Annotated in this window: 25 protein-coding genes; 18 read left to right on the forward strand and 7 right to left on the reverse strand. The window is 72.1% G+C overall.

Annotated features, from left to right (window positions below; genetic code table 11):
- Positions 1–39: 39 nt before the first annotated feature.
- On the reverse strand, positions 40–321 hold the full coding sequence (locus ACZ6CL_RS26265) for an HPr family phosphocarrier protein (RefSeq protein ID WP_385441018.1): 282 nt from the start codon (positions 319–321) through the stop codon (positions 40–42).
- A 199-nt stretch (positions 322–520) separates the two neighbouring features.
- Here ACZ6CL_RS26265 and ACZ6CL_RS26270 point away from each other — a divergent pair, with 199 nt between their 5' ends.
- The 4 genes from ACZ6CL_RS26270 (at position 521) to ACZ6CL_RS26285 (ending at position 6,108) form a co-directional block, all read left to right on the forward strand.
- Positions 521–3,463 carry a bifunctional acetate--CoA ligase family protein/GNAT family N-acetyltransferase gene (locus ACZ6CL_RS26270; RefSeq protein ID WP_468939501.1) on the forward strand — a complete coding sequence of 981 codons (2,943 nt, stop codon included), beginning with the start codon at positions 521–523 and terminating at the stop codon, positions 3,461–3,463.
- Between the two features lie 61 nt (positions 3,464–3,524).
- Entirely contained in the window at positions 3,525–4,121 is a 597-nt protein-coding gene (locus ACZ6CL_RS26275; RefSeq protein WP_055549785.1) for a DUF5998 family protein, read from the forward strand.
- Complete coding sequence (locus ACZ6CL_RS26280; RefSeq protein WP_468939505.1) at positions 4,121–5,350, forward strand: alkaline phosphatase family protein; 1,230 nt, start codon at positions 4,121–4,123, stop codon at positions 5,348–5,350. Before ACZ6CL_RS26275 ends, ACZ6CL_RS26280 begins: the two co-directional genes overlap by 1 nt.
- 86 nt (positions 5,351–5,436) lie before the next feature.
- Entirely contained in the window at positions 5,437–6,108 is a 672-nt protein-coding gene (locus ACZ6CL_RS26285; protein WP_468939508.1) for a thymidine kinase, read from the forward strand.
- Here ACZ6CL_RS26285 and ACZ6CL_RS26290 read toward each other — a convergent pair.
- Positions 6,105–6,896, reverse strand: coding sequence for a VOC family protein (locus ACZ6CL_RS26290; RefSeq protein ID WP_468939511.1), 792 nt, complete (start codon positions 6,894–6,896; stop codon positions 6,105–6,107). The genes ACZ6CL_RS26285 and ACZ6CL_RS26290 overlap by 4 nt on opposite strands.
- 286 nt (positions 6,897–7,182) lie before the next feature.
- Here ACZ6CL_RS26290 and ACZ6CL_RS26295 point away from each other — a divergent pair, with 286 nt between their 5' ends.
- Positions 7,183–8,019, forward strand: a complete 837-nt coding sequence (locus tag ACZ6CL_RS26295; protein WP_468939514.1) for a sulfurtransferase — start codon at positions 7,183–7,185, stop codon at positions 8,017–8,019.
- A gap of 81 nt (positions 8,020–8,100) precedes the next feature.
- Here ACZ6CL_RS26295 and sepH read toward each other — a convergent pair whose 3' ends face one another.
- From sepH to ACZ6CL_RS26310, 3 genes are all read right to left on the reverse strand, one after another.
- Complete coding sequence (sepH, locus tag ACZ6CL_RS26300; RefSeq protein ID WP_468939516.1) at positions 8,101–9,228, reverse strand: septation protein SepH; 1,128 nt, start codon at positions 9,226–9,228, stop codon at positions 8,101–8,103.
- Between the two features lie 395 nt (positions 9,229–9,623).
- Positions 9,624–10,949, reverse strand: a complete 1,326-nt coding sequence (locus ACZ6CL_RS26305; RefSeq protein ID WP_468939518.1) for a D-arabinono-1,4-lactone oxidase — start codon at positions 10,947–10,949, stop codon at positions 9,624–9,626.
- Positions 10,903–12,159 (reverse strand): MFS transporter, encoded by a 1,257-nt coding sequence (locus tag ACZ6CL_RS26310; RefSeq protein WP_468939521.1) that lies wholly within the window; start codon positions 12,157–12,159, stop codon positions 10,903–10,905. The genes ACZ6CL_RS26305 and ACZ6CL_RS26310 overlap by 47 nt, the downstream gene beginning before the upstream one ends.
- Positions 12,160–12,342: 183 nt before the next feature.
- On the opposite strand from ACZ6CL_RS26310, the gene ACZ6CL_RS26315 reads away from it, so the two are divergent.
- Together ACZ6CL_RS26315 and ACZ6CL_RS26320 are read left to right on the forward strand one after the other, a co-directional pair.
- Positions 12,343–13,485, forward strand: a complete 1,143-nt coding sequence (locus ACZ6CL_RS26315) for a ferrochelatase (protein WP_468939524.1) — start codon at positions 12,343–12,345, stop codon at positions 13,483–13,485.
- 108 nt (positions 13,486–13,593) lie between these two features.
- Entirely contained in the window at positions 13,594–14,394 is an 801-nt protein-coding gene (locus ACZ6CL_RS26320) for an inositol monophosphatase family protein (RefSeq protein WP_468939527.1), read from the forward strand.
- A gap of 177 nt (positions 14,395–14,571) precedes the next feature.
- On the opposite strand, the gene ACZ6CL_RS26325 is transcribed toward ACZ6CL_RS26320, so the two are convergent.
- Complete coding sequence (locus ACZ6CL_RS26325; RefSeq protein ID WP_167542486.1) at positions 14,572–14,739, reverse strand: hypothetical protein; 168 nt, start codon at positions 14,737–14,739, stop codon at positions 14,572–14,574.
- A gap of 312 nt (positions 14,740–15,051) precedes the next feature.
- On the opposite strand from ACZ6CL_RS26325, the gene ACZ6CL_RS26330 reads away from it, so the two are divergent.
- The 4 genes from ACZ6CL_RS26330 to ACZ6CL_RS26345 all read left to right on the forward strand — a co-directional run bounded on the left by ACZ6CL_RS26330 (position 15,052) and on the right by ACZ6CL_RS26345 (position 18,481).
- Entirely contained in the window at positions 15,052–15,705 is a 654-nt protein-coding gene (locus ACZ6CL_RS26330; protein WP_358620699.1) for a response regulator transcription factor, read from the forward strand.
- A gap of 5 nt (positions 15,706–15,710) precedes the next feature.
- Complete coding sequence (locus ACZ6CL_RS26335) at positions 15,711–16,946, forward strand: sensor histidine kinase (protein ID WP_468939529.1); 1,236 nt, start codon at positions 15,711–15,713, stop codon at positions 16,944–16,946.
- Positions 16,947–17,351: 405 nt separating this feature from the next.
- Positions 17,352–17,654, forward strand: coding sequence for a DUF4193 domain-containing protein (locus ACZ6CL_RS26340; RefSeq protein WP_014175864.1), 303 nt, complete (start codon positions 17,352–17,354; stop codon positions 17,652–17,654).
- Positions 17,655–17,668: 14 nt separating this feature from the next.
- Positions 17,669–18,481 carry a hypothetical protein gene (locus ACZ6CL_RS26345; protein ID WP_468939532.1) on the forward strand — a complete coding sequence of 271 codons (813 nt, stop codon included), beginning with the start codon at positions 17,669–17,671 and terminating at the stop codon, positions 18,479–18,481.
- On the opposite strand, the gene ACZ6CL_RS26350 is transcribed toward ACZ6CL_RS26345, so the two are convergent.
- Positions 18,478–18,921: a DUF3093 domain-containing protein gene (locus ACZ6CL_RS26350; protein ID WP_468939535.1), complete on the reverse strand. Its 444-nt coding sequence runs from the start codon at positions 18,919–18,921 to the stop codon at positions 18,478–18,480. The genes ACZ6CL_RS26345 and ACZ6CL_RS26350 overlap by 4 nt on opposite strands.
- Positions 18,922–18,980: 59 nt before the next feature.
- On the opposite strand from ACZ6CL_RS26350, the gene ACZ6CL_RS26355 reads away from it, so the two are divergent.
- From ACZ6CL_RS26355 to kdpB, 7 genes are all read left to right on the forward strand, one after another.
- On the forward strand, positions 18,981–19,562 hold the full coding sequence (locus tag ACZ6CL_RS26355) for a PaaI family thioesterase (protein ID WP_468939537.1): 582 nt from the start codon (positions 18,981–18,983) through the stop codon (positions 19,560–19,562).
- Positions 19,559–20,074: a dUTP diphosphatase gene (dut, locus tag ACZ6CL_RS26360; RefSeq protein ID WP_468939539.1), complete on the forward strand. Its 516-nt coding sequence runs from the start codon at positions 19,559–19,561 to the stop codon at positions 20,072–20,074. Before ACZ6CL_RS26355 ends, dut begins: the two co-directional genes overlap by 4 nt.
- A 1-nt stretch (position 20,075) precedes the next feature.
- The gene (locus ACZ6CL_RS26365; protein ID WP_468939541.1) at positions 20,076–20,864 is read left to right on the forward strand and encodes a DUF3710 domain-containing protein; all 789 of its coding nucleotides are present in this window, start codon (positions 20,076–20,078) and stop codon (positions 20,862–20,864) included.
- Between the two features lie 245 nt (positions 20,865–21,109).
- Entirely contained in the window at positions 21,110–21,994 is an 885-nt protein-coding gene (locus tag ACZ6CL_RS26370; RefSeq protein WP_468939543.1) for a hypothetical protein, read from the forward strand.
- Between the two features lie 334 nt (positions 21,995–22,328).
- Positions 22,329–22,418, forward strand: a complete 90-nt coding sequence (gene kdpF, locus ACZ6CL_RS26375) for a K(+)-transporting ATPase subunit F (protein WP_037817630.1) — start codon at positions 22,329–22,331, stop codon at positions 22,416–22,418.
- Between the two features lie 7 nt (positions 22,419–22,425).
- On the forward strand, positions 22,426–24,111 hold the full coding sequence (gene kdpA, locus ACZ6CL_RS26380; protein WP_468939544.1) for a potassium-transporting ATPase subunit KdpA: 1,686 nt from the start codon (positions 22,426–22,428) through the stop codon (positions 24,109–24,111).
- Positions 24,108–26,216, forward strand: coding sequence for a potassium-transporting ATPase subunit KdpB (kdpB, locus tag ACZ6CL_RS26385; RefSeq protein ID WP_468939546.1), 2,109 nt, complete (start codon positions 24,108–24,110; stop codon positions 26,214–26,216). The genes kdpA and kdpB overlap by 4 nt, the downstream gene beginning before the upstream one ends.
- The last annotated feature ends 4 nt before the right edge of the window (positions 26,217–26,220 follow it).

The raw sequence follows: 26,220 nt of genomic DNA on the forward strand, positions 1-26,220 counted from the left end.
ACCGCGGCCCCGCCGCGCCGAAATGCGATTCGGACGGAATCAGACGGTCTCCGGAAGCTCCTCGAGACCCTCGGCCACCAGCTTCGCCAGGCGGTCGAGCGCCGCCTCCGCGTCGTCGGCCTCGGAGGTGAGCACGACCTCGTCGCCGCCCTGAGCGCCCAGGCCGAGCACGGCGAGCATGGAAGCGGCGTTGACCGGGGTGCCGCCCGCCTTGGCGATCGTGATGGGGACGCCGGCGGCGGTCGCCGCACGGACGAAGATCGACGCCGGGCGGGCGTGCAGGCCCTCGGCCCAGCCGATGTTGACGCGGCGCTCAGCCATGGTGTTGCCCTTCAGATCTGCGGGTGCTGTTGTCTAGACCAGATCATACGGTGTCCGGTCTCGCCCGGGTCGGGCCCGAGTGGGTCCGGTCATGTCCGAACAGGTCCGATACGGACTTTCCCTCGACACCCCCCGTTCACGCAAGGGTGTCCGTCATGCGGACCCTTCCGTCCCGGTCCTCAGCCCGTACCCTGTCCCCATGCCGAGCCCATCGGATCACCACGCGTACCCCACCCACTGGGAGGCGGACGTGGTGCTCAGGGACGGGGGCACCGCGCAGATCCGCCCCATCACCCCCGATGACGCGCAGCGCCTGGTCAGCTTCTACGAACGCGTCTCGGACGAGTCGAAGTACTACCGCTTCTTCGCGCCCTACCCCCGGCTCTCCGACCGGGACGTCCACCGCTTCACCCACCACGACTATGTCGACCGGGTCGGCCTCGCGGCCATCGTCGGCGACGAGTTCATCGCCACCGTCCGCTACGACCGCATCGACGAGAACGGCCTGCCCGCCCATCTCCCGCCGCCCTCCGAGGGTGACACCGGTCGCGCTCCCGCCGACGAGGCCGAGGTCGCCTTCCTGGTCCAGGACGCCCACCATGGCCGCGGCGTGGCCTCCGCCCTCCTCGAACACATCGGCGCCGTCGCCCGTGAGCGCGGCATCCGCCGCTTCGCCGCCGAGGTGCTGCCCGCCAACACCAAGATGATCAAGGTGTTCACGGACGCCGGTTACACCCAGAAGCGCAGCTTCGACGACGGTGTCGTCCGCCTCGAATTCGACCTCGAACCCACCGACCGCTCCCTGGCCGTCATGCGCGCCCGCGAACAGCGCGCCGAGGCCCGCTCCGTGCAGCGGCTGCTCACCCCCGGCTCCGTCGCCGTCATCGGAACCGGCCGGGCCCCCGGCGGAGTCGGCCGTACCGTGCTGCGCAACCTCCTCGACGGCGGCTTCACCGGGCGGGTCCACGCCGTCAACCACGCCTTCCCCGAGGACTGGACACGGCTGGACCCCGAGGGCGTACCGGCCCACCGCTCCCTGCGCGAGGTCGAGGGACCGGTCGACCTGGCCGTCGTCGCCGTGCCCGCCGCGCAGGTGCCCGCCGTCGTCGCCGACTGCGGCGAACACGGCGTCCAGGGGCTCGTCGTCCTCTCCGCCGGATACGCCGAGAGCGGCCCCGAGGGCCGCGACCGCCAGCGCGACCTGGTCCGCCAGGCCCGCACCTACGGCATGCGCGTCATCGGCCCCAACGCCTTCGGCATCATCAACACCGCCGAGGGCGTGCGGCTGAACGCCTCCCTCTCGCCCCGGCTGCCGGTCCCCGGCCGCATCGGGCTGTTCACCCAGTCCGGCGCGATCGGCATCGCCCTGCTCTCCGGGCTGCACCGGCGCGGCGCCGGACTCACCCGGCCCACCGGCGCCGAGGGGACGGCGGGTCTCGCGGGCCTCGCGGGCATGGTCGGTCTGGCAGGCCTCTCTTCGTTCCTGTCCACCGGGAACCGCGCCGACGTCTCCGGCAACGACCTCCTCCAGTACTGGTACGAGGACCCGCAGACCGATGTCGCCCTCATGTACCTCGAATCCATCGGCAACCCCCGCAAGTTCACCCGGCTCGCCCGCCGCACCGCCGCCGTCAAGCCCGTCGTGGTCGTCAAGGGCGCACGGCACAGCGGCAGCGCCCCCACCGGGCACGCCGTGCCCACCACCCGCATCCCCGACGCCACCGTCTCCGACCTGCTGCGCCAGGCGGGCGTGCTGCGCGTGGACACCGTCACCCAGCTGGCCGACGCCGGGGTGCTGCTCGCCTCACAGCCGCTCCCGGACGGGCCGCGCGTCGCCATCCTCGGCAACTCCGAATCCCTCGGCCTGCTCACCTACGACGCCTGCCTCACCGAGGGGCTGAGCCCGCTGCCGCCCCGCGATCTGACCACGGCCGCCGCCCCCGAGGACTTCCACCGTGCCCTGACCGGGGCGCTCGGCGACGACGCGTGCGACGCGGTCGTGGTCACCGCTATCCCCTGGGTCGGTGACGCCCGCGCCGCGGACCTGGCCGCGGCCGTCCGTACGGCGGCCGCCGAGGCGCCCGGGCACGGCGCGGCCAAGCCGGTGGCGGTGGTCCACCTGGAGATCCCCGGCCTCGCGGAGGCCCTCGCGGGCGCCGCTGACCCGGCCTCGGAGCCCGACGCCGCACCACCGCCCGAGGCCCGCCGGATCCCGGCCTACCCGGCCGCCGAGCGCGCGGTGCGGGCGCTCGCCGAGGCCGTGCGGTACGCGCGCTGGCGGCGGGAGGCCGGGGAGCCCGGCCGGGTGCCGGAGTACGACGACATCGACGAGGCCGGGGCCGCCGCCGACATCGAGGTGCTGCTGGCCCCGCCCGAGGGAGCCCCGCCCGGGGGAATCCCGCGCCAGGACATCCCACCGCCCGAGGCCCCCGCGCCGGACGGGCCCGGCGGCACCGGCACCGAGCTGTCCGCCGCCGACACCCAGCGCCTGCTGGCCCGCTACGGCGTCAGCGTGCTGCCCGCGCTGCCCGCGACCGACCCCGGCACCGCCGTACGGGCCGCCGGGCGGCTCGGCTATCCGGTCGCGCTGAAGCCCACCGCCCCGCATCTGCGCCACCGCACCGACCTGGGCGGGGTACGGCTCGACCTCGGCGGCGAGACGGAACTGCGCCGCGCCCACGCCGAACTGACCGCCCATCTCGGCCCCGCCGAGGAGTTGGGCCTGGTCGTTCAGCGGATGGCGCCGCGCGGCGTCGACACCGTCGTCCGGGCCGCGATAGACCCCGGCGCCGGAGCCGTGCTCTCCTTCGGGCTCGCCGGTGCCCCGTCCGAACTGCTGGGCGACACCGCCCACCGGCTCGTCCCCGCCACCGACCGGGACGCGGCCGAGCTGATCCGGTCCATCCGGACCGCCCCGCTCCTCTTCGGCTGGCGGGGTTCCAAACCGGTGGACACCGCGGCCCTCGAAGAGCTGCTGCTGAGGGTGTCGCGGCTGGTGGACGACCATCCCGAGGTGGTCGCCGTCGATCTGGAGCCGGTGGTCGTCGCCCAGCGCGGCCTCTCCGTGCTCGGCGCGTCCGCGCGGCTGGCGCCGCCGCCCGTGCGCACCGATCTCGGCCCCCGCCATCTGCCCGCCTACTGACGGCTCCGGACCGGAGCGGGCATGGGAGCCGGTGTCGGCGCCGCCCCGTAGGATGGTGTCCATGGCGAAGACCGGTACGACGACCCAGGGGCTGCGCGCGGCGATCGAGCGCAGCGGCTATTACCCGGCACTCGTGGCCGAGGCGGTGGAGGCCGCCGTGGGCGGCGAGCCGATCGTGTCGTACCTGGTCCATCAGGAGACCACGTTCGACGCGAACGAGGTCCGCCGCCATGTCACGGTCCTGGTCCTCACCGGAAACCGCTTCATCGTCAGCCACACCGACGAGCAGGCCGCGGACGGCACCTCACCGTCGCCGTACGCGACCACCTCCACCGAGTCCGTGAAGCTCCAGCGGATCTCCTCGGTCGTGCTCAGCCGGGTCGTCGCCAACCCCGAGTCGTACACCCCGGGCACGCTGCCCCGCGAGGTCGTGCTGACCATCGGCTGGGGCGCCGTCAACCGCCTCGACCTGGAGCCCGCCGCCTGCGGCGACCCCAACTGCGAGGCCGACCACGGCTACACCGGCTCGTCCACCGCCGACGACCTGAGCCTGCGGGTCAGTGAGGCGGGCGACGGCCCCGACACCGTCCGCCAGACCCTCGCCTTCGCCCAGGCGCTCTCCGAGGCCACCGCGGCCACCCCGGACGCCGGCCGCTGATGCCCGGCTCCGCCACCGGCCCGACCACCGCCGCCGACTCCGCCTGGCCCGAGCCGGTGCCCCTCGACCCCCGCGCCGCTCCCTTGCCGCGCTACGGCACGGGGTCGCTCGCCGATCTGCTGCCCGCGATCGCCGCAGGTCAGGGGGTCCCCGGGCTGGCGTCCGGGCTTGCTCTCGCCCCGGCCGACCGGGTCTGCGTCTTCCTGGTGGACGGCCTGGGCTGGGAGCTGCTGCGCGCCCACCCCGCCGAGGCGCCCTTTCTGACCTCCCTGCTGTCCAGTTCGCTGAACGGCACCGGCGCCCCGCTCACCGCGGGCTTCCCGTCCACCACCGCGACCTCGCTGGCCTCGGTGGGCACGGGGCTGCCGCCCGGCGCCCACGGACTGCCGGGCTATACGGTGGCCGACCCCGCCACCGGCCAGCTGATGAACCAGCTGCGCTGGCAGCCCTGGACGGATCCGCACGCCTGGCAGCCGTATCCCACGGTCTTCCAGCTGGCCGACGCGGCGGGCGTGCACACCTGCCAGGTCTCCGCGCCGACCTTCGCCGAGACCCCGCTCACCAAGATCGCGCTGAGCGGCGGCACCTTCCACGGGCGGCTCTCCGGTGAGGAGCGGATGGACCTCGCGGCCGAGCAGCTCGGCGCCGCGGACCGCTCGCTCGTCTACACGTACTACAGCGAAGTGGATGGCAAGGGTCATCGCTTCGGCGTCGACTCCGCCGAGTGGCGTGACCAACTCCGCTACGTCGACGGGCTGGCCCAGCGGCTCGCCGAGCAACTGCCGCCCCGCTCCGCGCTGTACGTCACCGCCGACCACGGCATGATCGACATCCCCTTCGACCCGGAGTCGCGCCTCGACTTCGACACCGACTGGGAGCTGCGGGCGGGCGTCGCGCTGCTGGGCGGTGAGGGCCGGGCCCGCCATCTGTACGCGGTCCCCGGCGCGGCCGGTGATGTGCTCGCCGTATGGCGCGAGGTGGTGGGGGAGCGGATGTGGGTGGCCAGCCGTGACGAGGCCATCGAGGCGGGCTGGTTCGGGCCGCCCGGCGGCACCGGCGGCGTGGACGACCGGGTCTACCGGCGCATCGGCGACATCGTGGCCGCCGCCCATGACGATGTCGCGATCGTCGCCTCGGAGACCGAGCCGAAGGAGTCCGCGATGGTCGGGCTGCACGGTTCGATGACCCCGGTGGAGCAGCTCGTCCCCCTGCTCGAAGTACGCTCCTGAGCGACCGCGTTGCCCCGCGCGGCCGCCTCGCCGGCCGCCACCCGCCTCTCCGTGACCCCTTCCGTACGAAAGGCTCCACCACCCCCATGCCCGAGCTGGTGTTCTTCTCCGGAACCATGGACTGCGGAAAGAGCACCCTGGCTCTGCAGATCGAGCACAACCGCTCGGCCCGCGGGCTCCAGGGGATGATCTACGCCCGGGACGACCGGGCGGGCCACGGCAAGCTCTCCTCGCGGCTCGGGCTGGTCACCGAGGCCGTCGAGGCCGTGGCGGACCTGGACTTCTACGCCCATGTGGTCGGCGTGCTGACGGCCGGGGGCCGCGCCGACTACGTCATCGTGGACGAGGCGCAGTTCCTCACCCCGCTCCAGATCGACCAACTCGCCCGGATCGTCGACGACCTCGACCTGGACGTCTTCGCCTTCGGCATCACCACCGACTTCCGCAGCAAGCTCTTCCCCGGCTCCCAGCGCCTGGTCGAACTCGCGGACCGGGTGGAGGTGCTCCAGGTCGAGGCGTTGTGCTGGTGCGGTGCCCGGGCGACGCACAACGCCCGTACGGTCGGCGGCGAGATGGTCGTCGAGGGCGCCCAGGTCGTCGTGGGCGACGTCAACCGCCCGGAGAGCGAGGTGGGTTACGAGGTGCTGTGCCGCCGCCACCACCGGCGCCGGATGACGGCCGCCGGAGCGCGGGCCGCCAGCCTGTCACCCGATGTGCTGCCGGTCGACGGGCCCGCCGCCCGGCCGAAGGTCCCCTAGGGGCAGGCCCCAGCGGCTTGTACGACGGTGAAGGCCGCCCCCTCCTGGTCCGTGACCAGGGCCGCGCGCCCGGTCGCCCGGTCCGACGGCGGCTCGACGACCCGGCCGCCCAACTCGGCCACCCGGCGCACCGCTTCGTCCACGTCCGCCACCGCGAAGTGCGTCATCCAGTGGGCGCCCCGGTCGCGCGGCAGGGCCTGGCCCACGCTCCGGATCGCGCACACCGGCCGCCCGTCCAGACGCAGGGTCCGGCGGCCGGGACCGGGCGGCGGCACGCTCTCCGTACCGTCCGGTTCGTAGCCGAAGACCATCTGGTAGAACTTCGCGACCGCCCCGGACTCGCGGGCCGTCAGCTCGTGCCAGACCGGGGTGCCAGGCGCTCCCGCCTCCCGGAGGACGGCGTGCTCGTCCTCCTGCCACACGCCGAACACGGCGCCTTCCGGATCGGCGGCGATCAGCATCCGGCCCGCCTCATCCGCGTCCAGCGGGCCCACGGCCACGGTGCCGCCGCAGGCGCGGATCATCTCCGCCGTCTCGTCGGCGTCGTTCGAGGCCAGATAGGTCAGCCAGGAGACCGGAAGCTGTCGTTCCGGAGGCAGCTCGCCCAGTCCGGCGACCGGCCGGCCGTCCCGTACGGCGCGGACGTAGGCGCCGAGCTGCTGTGGTCCCGGGGTGAACTCCCAGTCGAACAGGGCGTGGTAGAAGTCCTGTGTCGCGGAAAGGCTGTGCACCATCAAACTCGTCCAGCAGGGCGTGCCCGGTGTGCGCCGAGTCGCTGCCTCGGTCATACGTCACTCTCTCCTCGGACCATCGTCGTGGCCGTGCGGCCCCGGCCGGCCGGCGGCGCGGGGCGGTGATGCGGAGGTGCTGCTGTGGGGGGCCCGAACGATATTTGCACCACCTGCCGCGGCAAGCGCCCCGGCCGCGCCGCACGATGCGCGCCCGGCAAGAAGAATGCCCGGTTTACTGCCGCACATCCGTTTCCCTTTGCTTGCCGTTGAGTGACCATCAGCTGTGCGGTGGGTGATCGGGGGGTCCAAACGTCGCAGCGGTATCTACGCAAGGATGGTTCCCATGAATGCCATCATCACCGCACCCGATCTCATGAACGCACAGGCGGGGGAGCGTCCCCCGCTCCTGCTGGACGTGCGCTGGCAGCTCGGCGGCCCGCCCGGCCGCCCCGCCTACGAGGCCGGACATCTGCCCGGCGCCGTATACGTCGACCTCGACACCGAGCTGGCGAGTCCGGCCGGGGCGGCGGGACGCCATCCGCTGCCCGATCTTTCCGCGTTCGCGGCCGCGATGCGCCGGGCCGGGGTCAGCCGGGACCGGCGCGTGGTGACATATGACGGCGGACAGGGGTGGGCGGCGGCGCGCGCCTGGTGGCTGCTCCGCTGGGCGGGCCACCCCGATGTACGCGTGCTCGACGGCGGCCTGCCCGCCTGGACCGCGGCCGGTGGCACGCTGACCACCGAACTCCCGGGCGAGCCCGAGGGCGACTTCGTCCCGGAGCCCGGCGCCCTGCGGCTGCTCACGGCGGACGAGGCGGCCGCGCTCGCCCGGCGCGGGGTGCTGCTGGACGCCCGGGCGGGCGAGCGCTACCGCGGTGAGGTCGAGCCGATCGACCGGGTCGGCGGCCACATCCCGGGCGCGGTCTCCGCTCCCACCGCCGAGAACGTCACCGCCGAGGGCCATCTGCTGCCCGCCGAGCGGCTGGCCGAGCGCTTCGCGGGCCTCGGCGCCACCGGGGACACCGAGGTCGGGGTGTACTGCGGTTCGGGTGTCTCGGCCGCGCACCAGGTCCTGGCGCTGGCGGAGGCGGGCATTCCGGCGGCCCTGTACGTGGGGTCGTGGAGCGAGTGGTCCGCCGACGGCAGCCGCCCGGTGGCCACCGGCCCCGAGCGCGGCTGAGCTGACCCGCACAGCGTTCCGGGCCCGTCACCGACCTGCGGTGACGGGCCCGGAACCCATCGAGAGCGAGTGGCCGCGAGGCTACTCCTGCTTCTTGCGGCGCGTCCCGAAGACGATCTCGTCCCAACTCGGCACCGCGGCCCGGCGGCCCGGACGGACACCGTCCGCCTCCGCCTGGCGGTCCGTCGTACCGGTCAGCCGGTCGCGGTGGCCCGCGACCGAACGGGGCATCAGCACATCCGCGTACGCCGAACCCGCGCTCGCCGCCGGGGCGGGCGGCTCGACGGCCTCGGCCTCCTCCACCGGCTCGTCCGGCGGCGGTGGCGGCGCCACGACCGGTGCCTCGGGCACGACCATGTCGCCACGGAAGTTGGGCACGGCCTCCAGCAGGCTGGTCAGCGAGTCACGCTCGCCGCCGAGGCCGTCGTCCACCGAGGCGGACGCCGGGACCGGCAGCGCGGACTCGTCCTCGTCGTTGCCGTGGTCGGAGGACGTCCCCCGCTCCCAGTCTCTTTCTCTGTCCCGGTCGCGGTCTCTGTCCTTGTCCCGGTCGCGCGGCAGCCGGGCGATGCGCGGCACGAAGGGGAAGCTGGGCTCCGGCGTGTCGTCGGCCTCGCCGATGAGCGTCCGCGCCTCGTCGTCCACGGCCTGGACCAGCCGCCGGGGCGGGTCGTAGGTCCAGCTCGCCGAGTGCGGCTCACCGGCGACCCGGTAGACCAGCAGCACCTCCCAGGTGCCGTCGTCACGCCGCCACGAGTCCCACTGCGCGGTGTCCTTCTCGGCGCCGCGCAGCAGCAGCCGCTCCGCCACAGCCTCGCCGAGCTGCGGTCCGGTGTTCTCGCCGGGGCGGCGCACGGGTGTCTTACGGGCGCGCTCGGCCATGAACGCGCGCTCCGCGAGCACCGGGCCCTCGAAGCGGCGCACACGGTCGACGGGGATGCCGGCCATCTGCGCGACCTCTTCGGCCGTGGCGCCTGCGCGTATACGGGCCTGGATGTCACGGGGCCGGAGATGGCTCTCGACCTCGATCTCGATCTGGCCGAGCCGAGCGCGGTCGTTGCGCACCGCGGCGCGCAGTCGCTCGTCGATGGGAAGTGTGTACTCCGTGCTGTCCGCAGCCTTGAGCACCAGCCGTGTGCCGTCGTTGCTGACGGCCACGACACGCAGTTCGGGCATGGGGACCTCCCGGGTGGTGCCTGCCGACGTCACGGTTGCGTCGCTGCTCTCCCGCTAGACGAGTGTGGCCTGCCCGGGTGCAGCCTGCCACAACTTTGCCGAGTTGCCCGGGCCGGTTGGTTGCCGCCCTCTGCCCCTCCCGTTGGGTCCGGGCGGCCGGACGGGAAAGCGGGGCCAGGGCTCGCCACAGTACTCCATTCGGGCCGCTCAGGTGGAGCGGCGCGCCAGCAGACTTCGGGCGTGGCGTGGTGATCCGGCGCCGAATCCTTCGAAGTGGGGCGCAATTTGGGTGGCAACTTTCACAGAAACGTCAGAATCGGAACGATCGGCTTCGGTTATAGTCCCCTTCCCTCTGTGAGCGGGAACGAATGTCCACGCGAGGGCGGGAGGCGCGCCGCTCGGATCGCGTCCGCTCCCGCCCGGCCCCGTCAGCCGCCGAGCACCCTCCGCAGGTAGTCGTTGCCGAACACGCGGTCCGGGTCGAGCCGGTCGCGCAGCGCGGTGAACTCGCCGAACCGCGGATAGACCCCGGAGAGATACGCGGCGTCGCGGCTGTGCAGCTTCCCCCAGTGCGGGCGTCCGCCGTGCGCGGTCATGATCTGCTCGGCGGCCGTGAAGTACGCCCGGTGCGGGGTGCCCCGGTAGAGGTGGACGGCGATGTACGCGGTGTCCCGGCCGGAGGCGGTGGACAGGGGGATGTCGTCGGAGGGGGCGGTCCGCACCTCCACGGGGAAGCTGACCCGCAGGCCCGACCGCTCGACGGTGGCCTTCAGTTCGCGCAGTGCCGGGACGGCGGCCTCGCGCGGCACCGCGTACTCCATCTCCAGGAAGCGCACCCGGCGCGGGCTGGTGAAGACTTTGTAAGGGATGTCCGTATACGTGCGGGCTGACAGTGCGCGGCTGGAGATCTTGGCGATCCCGGGGATGGTGGCGGGGACCGCGCGGCCCACCGTGCAGGCCACCTGGAAGATGCCATTGGACAGCAGTTCGTCATCCACCCAGCCGCTCACCCGGCCGACCGGGGAGGCGGGGCCGGTGCTGCGGTTGTTGCGCTTGGTGTTGCAGTTGCCGGTGTGGGGGAACCAGTAGAACTCGAAGTGCTCGTTCTCGGCGACGAGTTGCTCGAAGTCCGTCATCACCTGCTCGAAGGGCATCGGTTCCTCGCGCGCCGTGAGCAGGAACTCGCGCTCCACTCCGAAGGTGATCGCCGTGACCACGCCCAGCGCGCCGAGGCCCACCCGGGCGGCCGCGAAGATCTCCGGGTGCTCGGTCGCCGAGCAGCGCAGAATCGAGCCGTCCGCCGTGACCAGCTCCAGCCCCTTGATCTGGGCGGCGAGCGAGGCGCTGTCGCGCCCCGTGCCATGGGTGCCGGTGGAGGTGGCCCCAGCCACCGTCTGTTCCATGATGTCGCCCATGTTGGTCAGCGACAGACCGTGGGCCGACAGGGTCTCGTTCAGCTGACGCAGCGAGGTGCCCGCCGCGACGGTCACCGTGCCCGCCTCCCGGTCCACCTCCCGCACGCCCACCAGGCGGTCCGGGCGTATCAGCACGCCGTCGGTGGCGGCCGTGGTGGTGAACGAGTGGCCGGTGCCCACCGCCTTGACCCGCAGCCCGTCCGCCACGGCCCGGCGCACCGCCTCGGCCAGCTCCTGGGTGGAGGAGGGGGCCACGCTCCGTACCGGACGCGCGATGACGTTCCCCGCCCAGTTACGCCACACGCTGTTTCGCTCGGTTCTTACGGTCTTGACGGCCATCCGCTCCCGACCCCTCCCGCTGTGGCGCCGGCCGGAGCCGGCGATACCCGAGGAACGCCACCGCCGCCGCGAGCGCCCCGGCCACGGCCGGCACCGCGTACCCCGCGCGGGCCCCGGCGGCGTCCACCACCCCTCCGGTGGCCGACGAGCCGAGCGCCACGCCGACCATGAGCCCCGTGCTCACCCAGGTCATGCCCTCGGTCAGATGCGCGCGTGGTACGTGCTGTTCGACGAGGGCCATGGTCGTGACCATCGTCGGTGCGACGGCCAGGCCCGCGACAAAGAGCGCCACGGCCAGAAACGAAAGGTTCCCGACCAGTTGGAGGGGGATCATACTCACGGTCATCGCACAAATACCCAGCAACCAGCGGAAAGAGAGTGATCTTTTGAGCGGCAGCAGTCCGAAGACGGCTCCGGCCGCGCACGAGCCCAGCGCGTACACCGCCAGGACCAGGCTCGCCGCCGCCTTGTGCCCCTGGTCCTCGGCGTAGGCCACCGTCGCCACGTCGACCGCCCCGAAGATCGTGCCGACCGCGATGAAGGTGAGCACCAGCACCTGGAGCGCGCGCGAGCGCAGCGCGGAGCCGCCGGTGTGCGTCCCGCGCGGATGCGGCGCGGGCTCGGTGGCCCGCTGCGCGGTGAACCAGAAGACGCCGACGGCGAGGAAGCCCCCGGCGACCAGCGGGCCCGCCTCCGGGAACCAGCCGGTGCAGAGCCCGATCGAGATCACCGGCCCGAGGATGAAGCAGACCTCGTCGACGATCGCCTCCCAGGAGTACGCGGCGTGCAGTTCGCGCGGGGCGTCCTGGTGGATCGCCGCCCAGCGGGCCCGCACCATGGACCCGACGCTCGGCACACACCCGGCCGTGGCGGCGAACGCGAACAGCGTCCAGTCCGGCCAGCCCCGGTGGGCCGCCAGCAGCAGCCCGGTCAGCGAGACGAGCGTGATGAAGGCCGCGGGGCGCAGCACCCGGCGCTGCCCGTAGCGGTCGACCAGCCGGGAGATCTGCGGGCCGATGACGGCGACGGAGAGCGCCAGGGTCGCCGCCACCGCACCGGCCAGCCCGTACCGGCCGGTGAGTTGGGAGACCATCGTGACCACGCCGATGCTCGTCATGGCCACGGGCATCCGCGCGATGAACCCGGCCACGGAGAACGCCTTGGCGCCGGGGGCGGCGAAGATCACACGGTACGGACTGGGTCCGGGCATGGCAGGGGCCTCCGCGAGCGGGCAGAGCGGCAGGACGGGACGGCGGAAGGACGGCGGAAGTGGAGGAGAGGCAGGTCGGCGAAGCCGGGTAAGGAACGTTGAAGCTGATACAGCTTACGGTCACCCCGGGGCCCGCACAGGGGCATTTCCCGCCTGTCCGGGGCTGGTGGCAGGATCGGGACCATGCCCGAACAGTCAGCGCAGACATCCCCCGCTCCGTACGACGCCCTGCTGTTGCTCTCCTTCGGTGGGCCGGAGGGCCCGGAGGACGTCGTGCCGTTCCTGGAGAACGTCACGCGGGGGCGGGGCATCCCCCGGGAGCGGCTCAAGGAGGTCGGGCAGCACTACTTCCTGTTCGGCGGTGTCAGCCCGATCAACGCGCAGAACCGCGAGCTGCTGCACGCACTGCGCAAGGACTTCGCCGAGCACGGGCTGGACCTGCCGGTCTACTGGGGCAACCGCAACTGGGCCCCGTACCTGACCGACACCCTGCGCGAGATGGTCGCCGACGGCCACCGCCGCGTCGCGGTGCTCGCCACCAGCGCGTACGCCTCGTACTCGGGCTGCCGCCAGTACCGCGAGAACCTCGCGGACGCGCTCGCCGCCCTGGAGGGCGAGGGGATGCCGCTGCCGCGCGTGGACAAGCTCCGGCACTACTTCAACCACCCCGGCTTCGTCCGGCCCATGGTGGACGCGACGCTGGCCGCACTCGCCGAACTGCCCGAGGGGCTGCGGGCGGGCGCCCACCTCGCCTTCACCACCCACTCCATCCCGACTGCCGCCGCGGACACCTCCGGCCCGGTCGAGCAGCACGGCGAGGGCGGCGCGTACGTCGCCCAGCATCTGGACGTCGCCCGGCTGATCGCCGAAGCGGTGAGCGAGGAGACCGGCGCGGCGCACCCCTGGCGGCTGGTCTACCAGTCCCGCAGCGGCGCCCCGCACATCCCCTGGCTGGAGCCGGACATCTGCGACCACTTGGAGGAGCTGCACGGCGAGGGGGCGCCCGCCGCCGTGATGGTCCCGATCGGCTTCGTCTCGGACCACATGGAGGTCAAGTACGACCTGGACACCGAGGCGGCGGCCAAGGCCGCCGACCTGGGCCTGCCGGTCGCCCGGGCCTCGACGGTGGGCGCCGATCCGCGGTTCGCGGCGGCGGTGCGCGATCTGCTGCTGGAGCGGGCGGCCGCCGAGCGGTTCGCCGCGGGCGACGCCCCGGCGGCCCCGGAGCGCTGTGCGCTGGGCACGCTGGCCCCCAGCCACGACCTCTGCCCGGTGGGCTGCTGTCCGGCCCGCTCGCCCCGCCCCGCCGCCGCCGGGTCGGACTAGTCGCCGGGCCGGACGAGCCGCCGGGCCGGACCAGGCGATGTCCGCGCCGGTGCCACCGCCGTCGCACGCCCACACGCAGTACGCACGGGTAATCCGCTAAGGAGCACGATGACCGACTCGCTCAACGCCGAACTGCTCGATCTGGCCCTGGAGGTCGCCCGCCGGGCCGGGGACCTGCTGCGCGACGGCCGCCCGGCCGATCTCGGCGTGGCCGCCACCAAGTCCAGCCCGATCGACGTCGTCACCGAGATGGACGTCGCCTCCGAGAAGCTGATCACCGACTTCCTCGCCCAGCACCGCCCCCAGGACGGGGTGCTGGGCGAGGAGGGTGCGAGCAGCGAGGGCACCAGCGGCGTCCGCTGGGTGATCGACCCGATCGACGGCACGGTGAACTACCTCTACGGCCTCCCGTCCTGGGCGGTCAGCATCGCCGTCGAGCGGGACGGCGAGACGGTCGTCGGCGTGGTGGCGGCGCCGATGCGCGGCGAGACGTACCACGCGGTGCTCGGCCAGGGGGCGTACGCCAACGGGGAACCGGTGCGGGTGCTCCCCGCGCCGCCCTTCGAGCAGGCGCTGATCGGCACCGGCTTCGGCTATGTGCGCGAGCGGCGCGTCGGGCAGGCCAGGGTCCTGAACGAGCTGCTGCCCCAGGTGCGCGACATCCGCCGCGGCGGTTCGGCCGCCATCGACCTGTGCGACGTGGCCTGCGGCCGGCTCAACGCGTACTACGAGCGCGGGCTCAACCCCTGGGACTACGCGGCCGGCGCGCTCATAGCCCGCGAGGCGGGCGCGCTCACCGGCGGACGGCCGGGCGTACCCGCCTCGACGGAGCTGACCATCGCCGCCGCCCCCGGTCTCTTCGAGCCGCTACGGGCGCTGCTGGAGGACCTGGGCGCCTGGCACGACTGAGCCGGACCCCTCGCGCACGCGAAGCGCCCCGGTGCCAGGAGGGCACCGGGGCGCTTCGGCGTGGATTGTGCCGGTTGTGCTCATGGTTCGGCATGCCGGAGCTGGATCGGTCTCCGTCACACCGGGTCATCAAGCCGCCGGGAACACCGGGCGGCGCACAGGATCAAGCAGCCTGGATCAAGCGGCGCTTACTTCGACGCCGTGTTCGGCGGCCAGCCGACGGAGGTCTTCCAGCTCCGCCAGCTCCACATCGGCGAGGAACTCGTCGCCCGTCTCACGGGCGCGGGTCAGGTCGGACTGGGTGGTCTCTATACGCTGCAGAATGCCTGCGGTGAACGCGTCCATGGTGCGCCCCCTCGTCGTGGGTCGGTGGCACGGGGGTGTGCCGACGGCGGGAGCGATCACGTACGTGAATCCCTGAGGGTGGCAGCGGCATCATGGGATAGCCACATACAGGGCGTGATCGCGGGGTGTGCAGTCGTCCTCCCCACCCCACTCGGAGCGGAAACCTCCGGCACGAAAAGTTTCTCGATGATCTTGAAGTCGGCCGCCAGGGCACCTCTTACCGCCGGTTTATGAGACTTCGAGGCAGGATGGAGGCGCCGAACGCCGTGGAGCATGAGAGCCCGCTGCGGCCATGAGGGAAGGACGAACGACGTGCGTGTACTCGTCGTCGAGGACGAGCAGCTGCTCGCCGACGCGGTGGCCACCGGACTGCGCCGGGAGGCCATGGCTGTCGACGTCGTGTATGACGGTGCCGCCGCCCTGGAGCGCATCGCCGTCAACGACTACGACGTCGTGGTCCTCGACCGTGACCTGCCGCTCGTCCACGGTGACGACGTGTGCCGCAAGATCGTCGAACTCGGCATGCCCACCCGCGTCCTGATGCTCACCGCCTCCGGCGACGTCAGCGACCGCGTCGAGGGGCTGGAGATCGGCGCCGACGACTACCTGCCCAAGCCGTTCGCGTTCAGCGAGCTGATCGCCCGGGTGCGGGCGCTCGGCCGACGTACCACCGTCGCCCTGCCGCCGGTCCTGGAGCGGTCCGGGATCAAGCTGGACCCGAACCGCCGCGAGGTGTTCCGGGACGGCAAGGAGATCCAGCTGGCGCCGAAGGAGTTCGCGGTGCTGGAGGTCCTCATGCGCAGCGAGGGCGCCGTGGTCTCCGCCGAGCAGCTGTTGGAGAAGGCCTGGGACGAGAACACGGACCCGTTCACCAACGTCGTCCGGGTCACCGTCATGACGCTGCGCCGCAAGCTCGGCGAGCCCGCGGTGATCGTCACGGTCCCCGGCTCGGGTTACCGGATCTGACGGGCATGGCCACGACCCCACTCCCCCCGGCGGCCCCGCCCAAGCCCAGCTGGGACCCGCGGCACACCTCACCGCCCAACCCCTGGCTGCGCCCCACCATCCGGATACGGCTCACCCTGCTGTACGGCGGGATGTTCCTGATCGCCGGGGTGCTGCTGCTGACGATCATCTATCTGCTGGCGGCCGACGCCATCCGCCGGGGCAGCGAGTTCCCGCTGCAGATCGTGCGGATCGACTACAAGCCCTCCGACACGTGCCATCTGCCCAGCCAGGGCAACAACGACGCGTTCAACCGGGCGGTGGCCCAGTGCATGTCGCAGCAGCGCGACTACGCCCTGGACGGGCTGCTGCGCCGCTCGCTGCTGGCGCTGCTGGGGCTGGCCGTGGTCGCGTTCGCGTTCGGCTACGCCATGGCCGGGCGGGTGCTCTCGCCGCTGGGCCGCATCACCCGTACGGCGCGTCAGGTGGCGGGCTCGGACCTGTCCCGCCGGATCGAGCTGGACGGGCCGGACGACGAGCTGAAGGAGCTGGCGGACACCTTCGACGAGATGCTGGAGCGGCTGGACCGGGCGTTCACCGCCCAGCAGCGGTTCGTCGCCAACGCCTCGCACGAGCTGCGCACCCCGCTGGCGATCAACCGCACCCTGCTGGAGGTGCAGTTGTCCGATCCGCAGGCGTCCCCGGAGCTGGTCCAGCTCGGCAAGACGCTGCTGGCCACCAACGAGCGCAGCGAGCAGCTGGTGGAGGGTCTGCTGCTGCTGGCCCGCAGCGACAACGAGATCGTCGACCGCAAGCCGGTGGATCTCGCCGAGGTCGCCTCCCAGGCCCTCGAACAGGTCCGGGCCGAGGCCCAGGCCAAGGGGGTGGAGATCCGGGGCGACCGGGCGGCCGCGGTGGTCCAGGGCAATGGAGTGCTGCTGGAGCGGATCGCGCTGAATCTGGTACAGAACGCGGTGCGGTACAACGTTCCCGACCACGGCTGGGTGGAGGTGACCACCGAGGTACGGCAGGGGCAGGCGGTGCTGGTGGTCGCGAACACCGGACCGGTGGTCCCGGCCTACGAGATGGACAACATTTTCGAGCCCTTCCGCAGGCTCCGCACCGAGCGCACGGGCAGCGACAAGGGCGTGGGCCTCGGGCTTTCGATCGCCCGCTCGGTGGCGCGCGCCCACGGCGGGCGCATCGCGGCCGAGCCGCGGGAGGGCGGTGGCCTGGTGATGCGGGTGGTGCTCCCGGTCTGAGCGCGGAACGGCGAAAGGGGGAGTACCCTCGTGGGGTGTTCGCTTTGGGCGGAATTTTCGTGATCCGCCCACCGCCTGTATCGTGTGTGATCGATCACATGGGCGATTTTCAAGCCATACACTCTGCGTGATCGTGCAGGTTGCCGGAAAGCCGTAAAAATCCGGGTTTTCAGGCACCGTGATCACGGGAAGTACACGTCATGGCGCGCGAGAGTGCGACATTCGGACCGTGTACGGTCCCGATGGCCATCCAACCCGATCACCTCTTCAGGGGTGCGGTTGGGTGTCGATTGAGTAACAGACCTTGATGTGAGGCAAAATCTCCGCCTCAGGTCGGGCACAAGTCCGGCCTCTCACGCGTTACGAGCGCTGAGACACCGCAGACACCCAGAGGGGGAGAGCGACATGGCAACGGATTACGACACCCCACGCAAGACCGACGATGACGTCAACGAGGACAGCATCGAGGAACTCAAGGCCCGGCGGAACGACAAGTCGGCGTCGACCGTCGACGTCGATGAGTTCGAGCAGGCCGAGGGCCTGGAACTGCCCGGTGCGGACCTCTCCAACGAGGAGCTGTCCGTGCGGGTGCTGCCCCGCCAGGCGGACGAGTTCACCTGCATGAGCTGCTTCCTCGTGCACCACCGCAGCCAGCTGGCCAACGAGACCAAGAACGGCCAGCCGATCTGCCGCGACTGCGCGGCCTGAGCCGCAGGCCAGGCGTGGACGCGGAGCACGGCGGCGTGGACGCGGGGCACGGCGGCGTGAACGAGGCGGACGAGGCGCATGTCGAGCGGGGCCGGGTGGCCTCGCTCGCGGCCGCCCTCGGCCGCGGCGTTCGGTACGGCGGTGGCCGCGCCAGGGCGGGGGTATACGCGGTCGCCGACCGGATCGTGGCGAACGCACCACGCATTCCGGTCCGCGACCTCGCGGCACTCCGCAAGCAGTTCCCCGGGCTCGGCCCGGAGGAGATCGCGGACAAACTGGTGGCGGGTGCGGTGAAGGGCACCTCCACCGTGGGCGCGGGCGTCGGTGCCGCGGCGATGCTGCCAACCCCGCCCGCCATGCCCACCGAGCTGGCCGCCGAGATCGTCGGCGTGGCGTCCATAGAGTTCAAGCTCATCGCCGAGCTGCATGAGGTCTACGGGCTGCGGGCGCCCGGGGCCGTGCGGCAGCGGGCCACGTTCTACCTCAGCGCATGGGCCGAGGAGCGCGGTGTCGACCCCACCGTCCCCGGCAGCGTCAACGCCGCGCTGAACGTCCGGATGAAGCGCGAGCTGCGCCAGCAGGTGGTGAGACGCAGCTTCCGGAACCTGCCGGTCCTCGCGCCCTTCATGGTCGGCGCGGCCATCGGCGCCGCGATGAACCGACGCGACACCAAGAGACTCGCGCACAAGATCCGCAAGGATCTGCGCGACCGCCAGGTGCCCTGGGACGCCCTTCCCCCGTCCCTGGAAGCCCCCGGCGACACCCCCGGCGAACTGCCGCCCCCTCAGCTCTCCGGGCCCCCTGAGCCCCCTCAGGAAGGCCGTTAGGCGCGTACGGCCGTCAGTGCCGCCGCCAGCCCCTCCGGGTTCCGGGTGGAGACGTACACGTACGGCGTCGGGTCCTGCGGATCGGTGACCTCGACCCGCAGCGCGGTCGGGATGTAGCTCCGCAGCAGCATGAAGGCCCGCGGATCAGCCTTGTACGTCCGCCAGGCGGCCGCCTCGTCGGCGTCCAGCACCTCGGCGGCCCCGAGCGCCGACACCGGGATCCTGGCCTCTCCCGCCACCAGCGAGTCCGCCACCACCCGCACCCGGGCCGAGCCGTACGAACTCACCGCGACACAGGCCAGCGCCCCGCCCGCGATCAGGCCGCCGAGCATCGGCAGCGTGCCGAACGGCAGCATGATCAACGCCGTCGCGAACCCGATCAGAATCGCGATGAACCACCATGAACGGGGCGCGGTGAGACGTTCGTCGTAAGGCTGCATGCGTATCAGCTTGGCATGGCCGCCTGCCGGGGCTGTTCGCGCGGGTAAGGTCAGCCGTTGTGAGTGGAAGAACGACAGTGCTGAAGCCGCCGGACGGCGCCACGGCACCCGTACGCCACCCCGACGCGCCCGCGCCCGGGGAGCTGCTCGGCGCGCACTACGAGCAGTGCTTCGGGTGCGGTGAGCAGAGCGGCGGCCTGCGCCTTCGGGTGCGGGCGGGCGAGGGGGTCGGCCTCACGGCCGAGTTCACCGTCGACACCGCCCACCAGGGCGCGCCGGGCCTCGCCCACGGCGGGGTGCTGACCGCGGCGCTGGACGAGGCGCTCGGGGCACTCAACTGGCTGCAGCGCGTGATCGCGGTGACCGGGCGGCTGGAGACGGACTTCGTCCGGCCGGTGCCCGTCGGCACCGTGCTGCACCTGGAGGCACGGGTGACCGCCGTGCACGGCCGCAAGATCTACTGTGCGGCCACGGGCCGTATCGGGGGCCCCGAGGGGCCCGTCGCGGTGCGCGCGGAAGCCCTCTTCATAGAGGTGCCGGTCGACCACTTCATCAAGAACGGCCGGTCGGAGGAGATCAACGCGGCGCTCTCCGACCCGGATCAGGTGAAGGTCGCGCGCGCATTCGAGGTGAATCCGTGACTCCCGTACCGGTGGACGTGCTGATCCGCAGGGTGGACCCCCAGGTGCCGATCCCGGGGTATGCCCACCCGGGGGACGCCGGTGCCGATCTCGTCACCACCGAGGCGGCGGATCTGGCCCCGGGCGAGCGCGCGGTTCTGCCCACCGGAGTGTCTATCGCGCTCCCGGAGGGGTATGCCGCCTTCGTGCATCCGAGGTCCGGACTCGCCGCCCGCTGCGGGGTCGCCATGGTGAATGCCCCGGGGACCATCGATGCCGGGTACCGTGGAGAGATCAAGGTGATCGTGGTCAATCTCGACCCGCGCGAGAGCGTGCGGTTCGAGGCTTACGACCGGATCGCCCAGATGGTCGTCCAGCAGGTCGAGAAGGTGCGCTTCCAGGAGGTGGCGGAGCTTCCCGGGTCGGCGCGGGCCGAAGGGGGCTTCGGGTCCACCGGCGGTCATGCCGCCGTGGACGGCACAACGGGTGGGAATGGATACGCTTCGGTCGGTTCCGACCGGGAAGGACGATGACGTGTTCGGACGTCGCCGCAAGCGCAGCGAGGAGGACGTCGAGTCGCTCGACGTGACCTCCGAGGAGTTGGCCGAGGACGCGGAGGACGCGGAAGACGCGGCGGCCCTCGACGAGGGCGACGCGGAGGCCACCAGGGTGAGCCTGCCTCCCGCGCCGCGCCCCGACGGCCCGTGGGATGTGTCCGAGGTGCGGGAACCCGGCGAGGGCCGGGTGGACCTCGGCGGCATGTTCGTGCCCGGGGTCGAGGGCATGGAGCTGCGGGTCGAGGTCGCGGGGGACGCGATCGTGGCCGCGACCGTGGTGCTGCGGGACAGCGCCGTGCAGCTGCAGGCGTTCGCCGCGCCCAGGAAGGAAGGCATCTGGGGCGAGGTGCGGGACGAGATCGCCACGGGCATCACCCAGCAGGGCGGTGTGGTGGACGAGGTCGAGGGCCCGCTCGGCTGGGAGCTGCGGGCCCAGGTGCCCGTACAGCTGCCGGACGGCAAGAACGGCGTCCAGGTGGTGCGCTTCATCGGCGTCGACGGGCCCCGCTGGTTCCTGCGCGGAGTGATCTCCGGGCAGGGCGCCGTGCAGCCCGAGACCGGCAGTCTGCTGGAGGCGATCTTCCAGGACACGGTCGTGGTGCGCGGTGAGGGCCCGATGGCCCCGCGCGACCCGATCGTGCTCAAGCTGCCGAACGACGCGCAGATGGTGCCCGACGGGGTGCAGCAGGACGAGGCGCAGGGCTCGCGGTTCGCGGGCGGCGCCGACCAGCTCCAGCGTGGTCCGGAGATCACTGAGGTGCGCTGACCGCCAGGCCCGCGCCGCGCGCGGGCCGATGCGCGCAGGCCACCTGTCAACGCGCGTGAGCCGAGGTCCGAAGGGGCCCGGGGGAGACTCCCCGGGCCCCTTCGACTTTTTTTCGCACCACGTTGAACACCTGTGCCGTCCGGGGCGTACTGATGGGCGAGAGACCCCCGGCGCGCCCCGCGGTAGTGGGAGAGCGGGCGCGACGAGGGACAACCCCTGTCCGACCTCAACGAGGTGAGTGATCAATGTCCCGAGGCCTTCCGTTACTTCATCGTCGGCGGATCGTCGTCGCCGGTGTGATCGGCGGTATTACCTGTGCGTCCGTCGCGGTGGGAGCCGCCATGGCGGGGCAGGACGACAGCAGCGGCACGGACAAGGCGTCGGTCAAGGCCGCGTCCTCCATCAGCTGCCCCGCCGTGGAGGGATCCCTCCCGGAGATCCCTGCGGAGGCCAAGGCGGAGGTGGACCGTAACCTCGCCCTCCTGGACACCCAGCTCGCCGAGGCGAACAAGCGGCTGAGCACCAGCGCGGGCGAAGGCGGCCCGAACTTCGTGCAGAACGCGATCCTCGGTCCGCTGGCGGACAAGCGGAAGTCCACCCTCGACCGCATCGCGATCTCCATCGGGCGGCGGGCCGAGAAGCCGACCGGGCTGGACGCGCTCGCCGAGTGCTCGGTGTCCGGCGGAGACGCCGGCGCGGGTGCCGAGTCGGGCGCCGGGGCGGACCCGACGGCCGCGGCCTCGGCCGACCCCGCGGCGGAGACCGGCGCGGGTGCGGACACGGGCGCCGGTGCCGACGAAGGCGCGGACGCGGGCGCGGGCGCCGGTTCCGGCCAGACGATCAGCTGCCCGGACGTCGCCGGTGAGATCGGCGAGGTGCCGGCCGCCGCCCAGGCGGAGGTGGACCGCAACCTCGCGCTGCTGGACACCCAGCTCAGCGAGGCCAACAAGAGACTCGAGACCTCCGTGGGCCAGGGCGGCCCGAACTTCGTACAGAACGCGATCCTGGGCCCGCTGGCGGACAAGCGGAAGTCCACGATCGACCGCATCAAGATCTCATTCTCCCGCCAGGGCTCGACCGCCCCCTCCGGTCTTGACGCCCTGGCGGGCTGCTCGCTCGCATCCGGCTGAGTCCCCGGCGTAAGGCTCGGCTGATGTGAGCGTTCTACCGGTGGGCCGTACTTTTCTCTGCGGAGTACGGCCCACCGGCTATTGCGCGTGCGCCGATGGACGTACGCGTGATGGCACCCGCGCGGCCCCCGGCGTCAGGGAGGCGTCAAGAGGGCGGGCCCCGCCGTAAGGGAGCCGTCAACGGCGGGCTCACGCGCTCCGAACAGGGGTTTCCTCTAGAGGTCAGCACTCCACCGATCCTCTAGGAGCCCACGATGGCCGACCTGGCCTTCGTCGTCACCACGCTCGCGGTCTTCGCGCTGGTGGCCCTCGTCGCCAAAGGGGTGACGAAGCTGTGACCGCCGAGAACGTCGTCGGCCTGGTCGTGGCCGTCGCGCTGCTGGGCTATCTGGTCCTCGCCCTCCTCTTCCCCGAGAGGTTCTGAGGGCGTCATGAGTTCCGAACTCGCCGCGGTGCTCCAGCTCACCGCGCTCATCGGTGCGCTCGCCCTGGTGTACCGGCCGCTCGGCGACTACCTGGCCGCCGTCTACCGCTCCGGGAACCATCTGCGCGCCGAGCGGTGGATCTACCGCTGCATCGGCGCCGATCCGGACACCCGGATGCGCTGGCCCGCGTATCTGCGCGGAGTGCTCGCCTTCTCCGGCGTCAGCGTCCTCTTCCTGTATCTGCTGCAGCGCGTCCAGGGCGCCCTGCCGCTCTCGCTCGGCTTCTCCTCGATCACCCCGGCGCAGGCGTTCAACACCGCCGCGTCCTTCGTCTCGAACACCAACTGGCAGTCGTACGCGGGCGAGCAGGCCATGGGCCATGTCGTCCAGACGGCCGGGCTCGCGGTGCAGAACTTCCTGTCCGCCGCCGTCGGCATCGCGGTGGCCATCGCGCTCGTCCGGGGCTTCGCCCGCTCCCGCACCGGCGAGCTGGGCAACTTCTGGGCCGACCTGGTGCGCACGACCGTCCGCGTCCTGATCCCGATGGCGGTGATCGCCGCGGTCGTGCTGGTGGCGTGCGGCGCGATCCAGAACTTCGCGGGCATCCACGAGGTCGGGCAGCTCACCGGCGGCAGCCAGCAGGTGAACGGCGGCGCGGTCGCCTCGCAGGAGGCCATCAAGGAGATCGGCACCAACGGCGGCGGCTTCTTCAACGCCAACTCCGCCTACCCGTTCGAGAACCCCAGCGCCTTCACCAACCTGTTCGAGATCTTCCTGATCCTGGTCGTCCCGTTCGCGCTGACCCGCACCTTCGGCGTGCTCGTCGGGAACGTCCGCCAGGGGTACGCGATCCTCGCCGCCATGGGCCTGATCTGGCTCGGCTTCACGGCGCTGATGATGTGGAGCGAGTTCCACCACGGCGGCCCGGCGCTCCAGGCCGCGGGCGGGGCGATGGAGGGCAAGGAGCAGCGGTTCGGGATCGGCGCGTCCTCGATCTTCGCGACGAGTACGACGCTGACCTCCACCGGCGCGGTGGACGCCATGCACTCCTCCCTCACCGGCTTCGGCGGCGGCATCGCGCTGCTGGGCATGATGCTCGGCGAGATCGCCCCCGGCGGGGTGGGCTCCGGCCTCTACGGCATGCTCGTCATGGCCGTGATCGCGGTCTTCATCGCGGGGCTCATGGTCGGCCGTACACCCGAGTACCTGGGCAAGAAGATCGGCTCCCGCGAGATCAAGCTCGCCGCCTGCTACATCCTCGTCACTCCGACACTGGCGCTCGGCTTCACCGCGCTGTCCGTGGTGCTGTCCACCCCGCCGGACTCGATCCTCAACACCGCGGGGAACGCGACGGGCCACAGCGGGGCGCACGGCTTCTCCGAGGTGCTGTACGCCTTCACCTCCGGCGCCAACAACAACGGCTCCGCCTTCGCGGGCCTGAACGCCAACACCGACTGGTACAACACCACGCTCGGCCTCGCGATGCTGCTCGGCCGCTTCCTGCCGATGGTCTTCATCCTGGCGCTGGCCGGTTCGCTCGCCGAGCAGAAGCCCGTCCCCGAGACGGCGGGCACCCTGCGCACCGAGAAGCCGCTCTTCGCGGGGCTGCTCGTCGGCGCGATCATCATCGTCACCGGTCTCACCTACTTCCCGGCCCTGGCCCTTGGCCCGATGGCGGAGGGACTCTCATGAGCACGACCACCCCCGTACGCCCCGCTCCCGGCGGCGAGCGCCCGCACCAGCACGACGCGGACGGCGGCCGGGTCTCCGGCGGTCTCTTCGATCCGCGGCAACTGCTCACCTCACTGCCGGACGCCGTCCGCAAGCTCGATCCGCGGGTGATGGCGAAGTCCCCGGTGATGTTCGTCGTGGAGATCGGCTCGGTGCTCACCACCGTGCTGGCCGCCCTGAACCCCGGCGACTGGTTCGGCTGGGCGATCGCGGCCTGGCTGTGGCTGACCGTGATCTTCGCCAACCTCGCCGAGGCCGTCGCCGAGGGGCGCGGCAAGGCGCAGGCCGACACCCTGCGCAAGGCCAAGACCGACACCGAGGCCCGGCGGCTGGCGGACGGCGGCGAGGAGCGGGTCCCGGGCACCGCGCTGCGCGTCGGGGATCTGGTGGTCTGCGAGGCGGGCGAGGTCATCCCGGGCGACGGCGATGTCGTCGAGGGCGTCGCGTCCGTCGACGAGTCGGCCATCACCGGCGAGTCCGCGCCGGTCATCCGCGAGTCCGGCGGCGACCGGTGCGCGGTGACCGGCGGCACCAAGGTGCTCTCCGACCGCATCGTCATCAAGATCACGGCGAAGCCGGGGGAGACCTTCATCGACCGGATGATCAACCTGGTCGAGGGCGCCGCCCGGCAGAAGACCCCGAACGAGATCGCGCTCAACATCCTGCTGGCCTCGCTCACCATCGTCTTCCTGCTGGCGGTCGTCACCCTCCAGCCGTTCGCGATCTACGCGGGCGCCGAGCAGACCATGATCGTGCTCGCCGCGCTGCTGGTGTGCCTCATCCCGACCACCATCGGTGCCCTGCTCTCGGCGATCGGCATCGCGGGCATGGACCGGCTGGTGCAGCGGAACGTCCTCGCCATGTCCGGCCGCGCGGTCGAGGCGGCGGGCGACGTGTCGACGCTGCTGCTCGACAAGACCGGAACGATCACGCTCGGCAACCGGCAGGCCGCCGAGTTCGTCCCGGTGGACGGCGCGACCGAGGCGGAGCTGGCGGACGCCGCCCAGCTGTCCTCGCTCGCCGACGAGACGCCCGAGGGTCGCTCGATCGTCGTCCTCGCCAAGGAGGCGTACGGCCTGCGGGCCCGCCACGAGGGCGAACTGGGCCACGCCACCTTCGTCCCCTTCACCGCCCAGACCCGGATGTCCGGCGTCGACGTGAACGGCACCGCGGTGCGCAAGGGCGCGGCGGGCGCCGTCATCGCCTGGGTCCGTGAACGCGGCGGACACGTCCCCTCCGACGCCCAGGAGAAGGTCGACGCGATCTCGGCGGCGGGCGGCACCCCGCTGCTGGTCGCGGCGGACGGCGCCGGCAGCCCGAGCGTGCTCGGCGTGATCCACCTCAAGGACGTCGTCAAGGAGGGCATGCGGGAGCGGTTCGACGAACTGCGCCGGATGGGCATCAAGACCGTGATGATCACGGGTGACAACCCGCTGACCGCGAAGGCGATCGCCGATGAGGCGGGGGTGGACGACTTCCTGGCGGAGGCCACGCCCGAGGACAAGATGGCGCTCATCAAGCGCGAGCAGGCGGGCGGCAAGCTGGTGGCGATGACCGGCGACGGTACGAACGACGCCCCGGCGCTCGCCCAGGCCGATGTCGGCGTGGCCATGAACACCGGCACCTCGGCCGCCAAGGAGGCCGGGAACATGGTCGACCTGGACTCCAACCCGACCAAGCTCATCGAGATCGTGGAGATCGGCAAACAGCTGCTGATCACCCGGGGCGCGCTGACCACCTTCTCGATCGCCAACGACGTCGCGAAGTACTTCGCGATCATCCCGGCGATGTTCGCGGGCGTGGCGGGCTACCAGGGCCTGGACGCGCTCAACATCATGCACCTCGCCTCGGCCCAGTCGGCGATCCTGTCCGCGGTCATCTTCAACGCGCTGATCATCGTCGCGCTGGTGCCGCTGGCCCTGAGGGGCGTGCGCTACCGCCCGATGAGCGCCGACCGGATGCTCCGGCGCAACCTCGCGCTCTACGGCCTGGGCGGGCTCATCGCCCCGTTCATCGGCATCAAGATCATCGACCTGCTCATCTCCCTCATACCGGGCATCGGGTGACGTG

It is taken from the genome of Streptomyces sp. NPDC041200 (genome assembly GCF_055591805.1).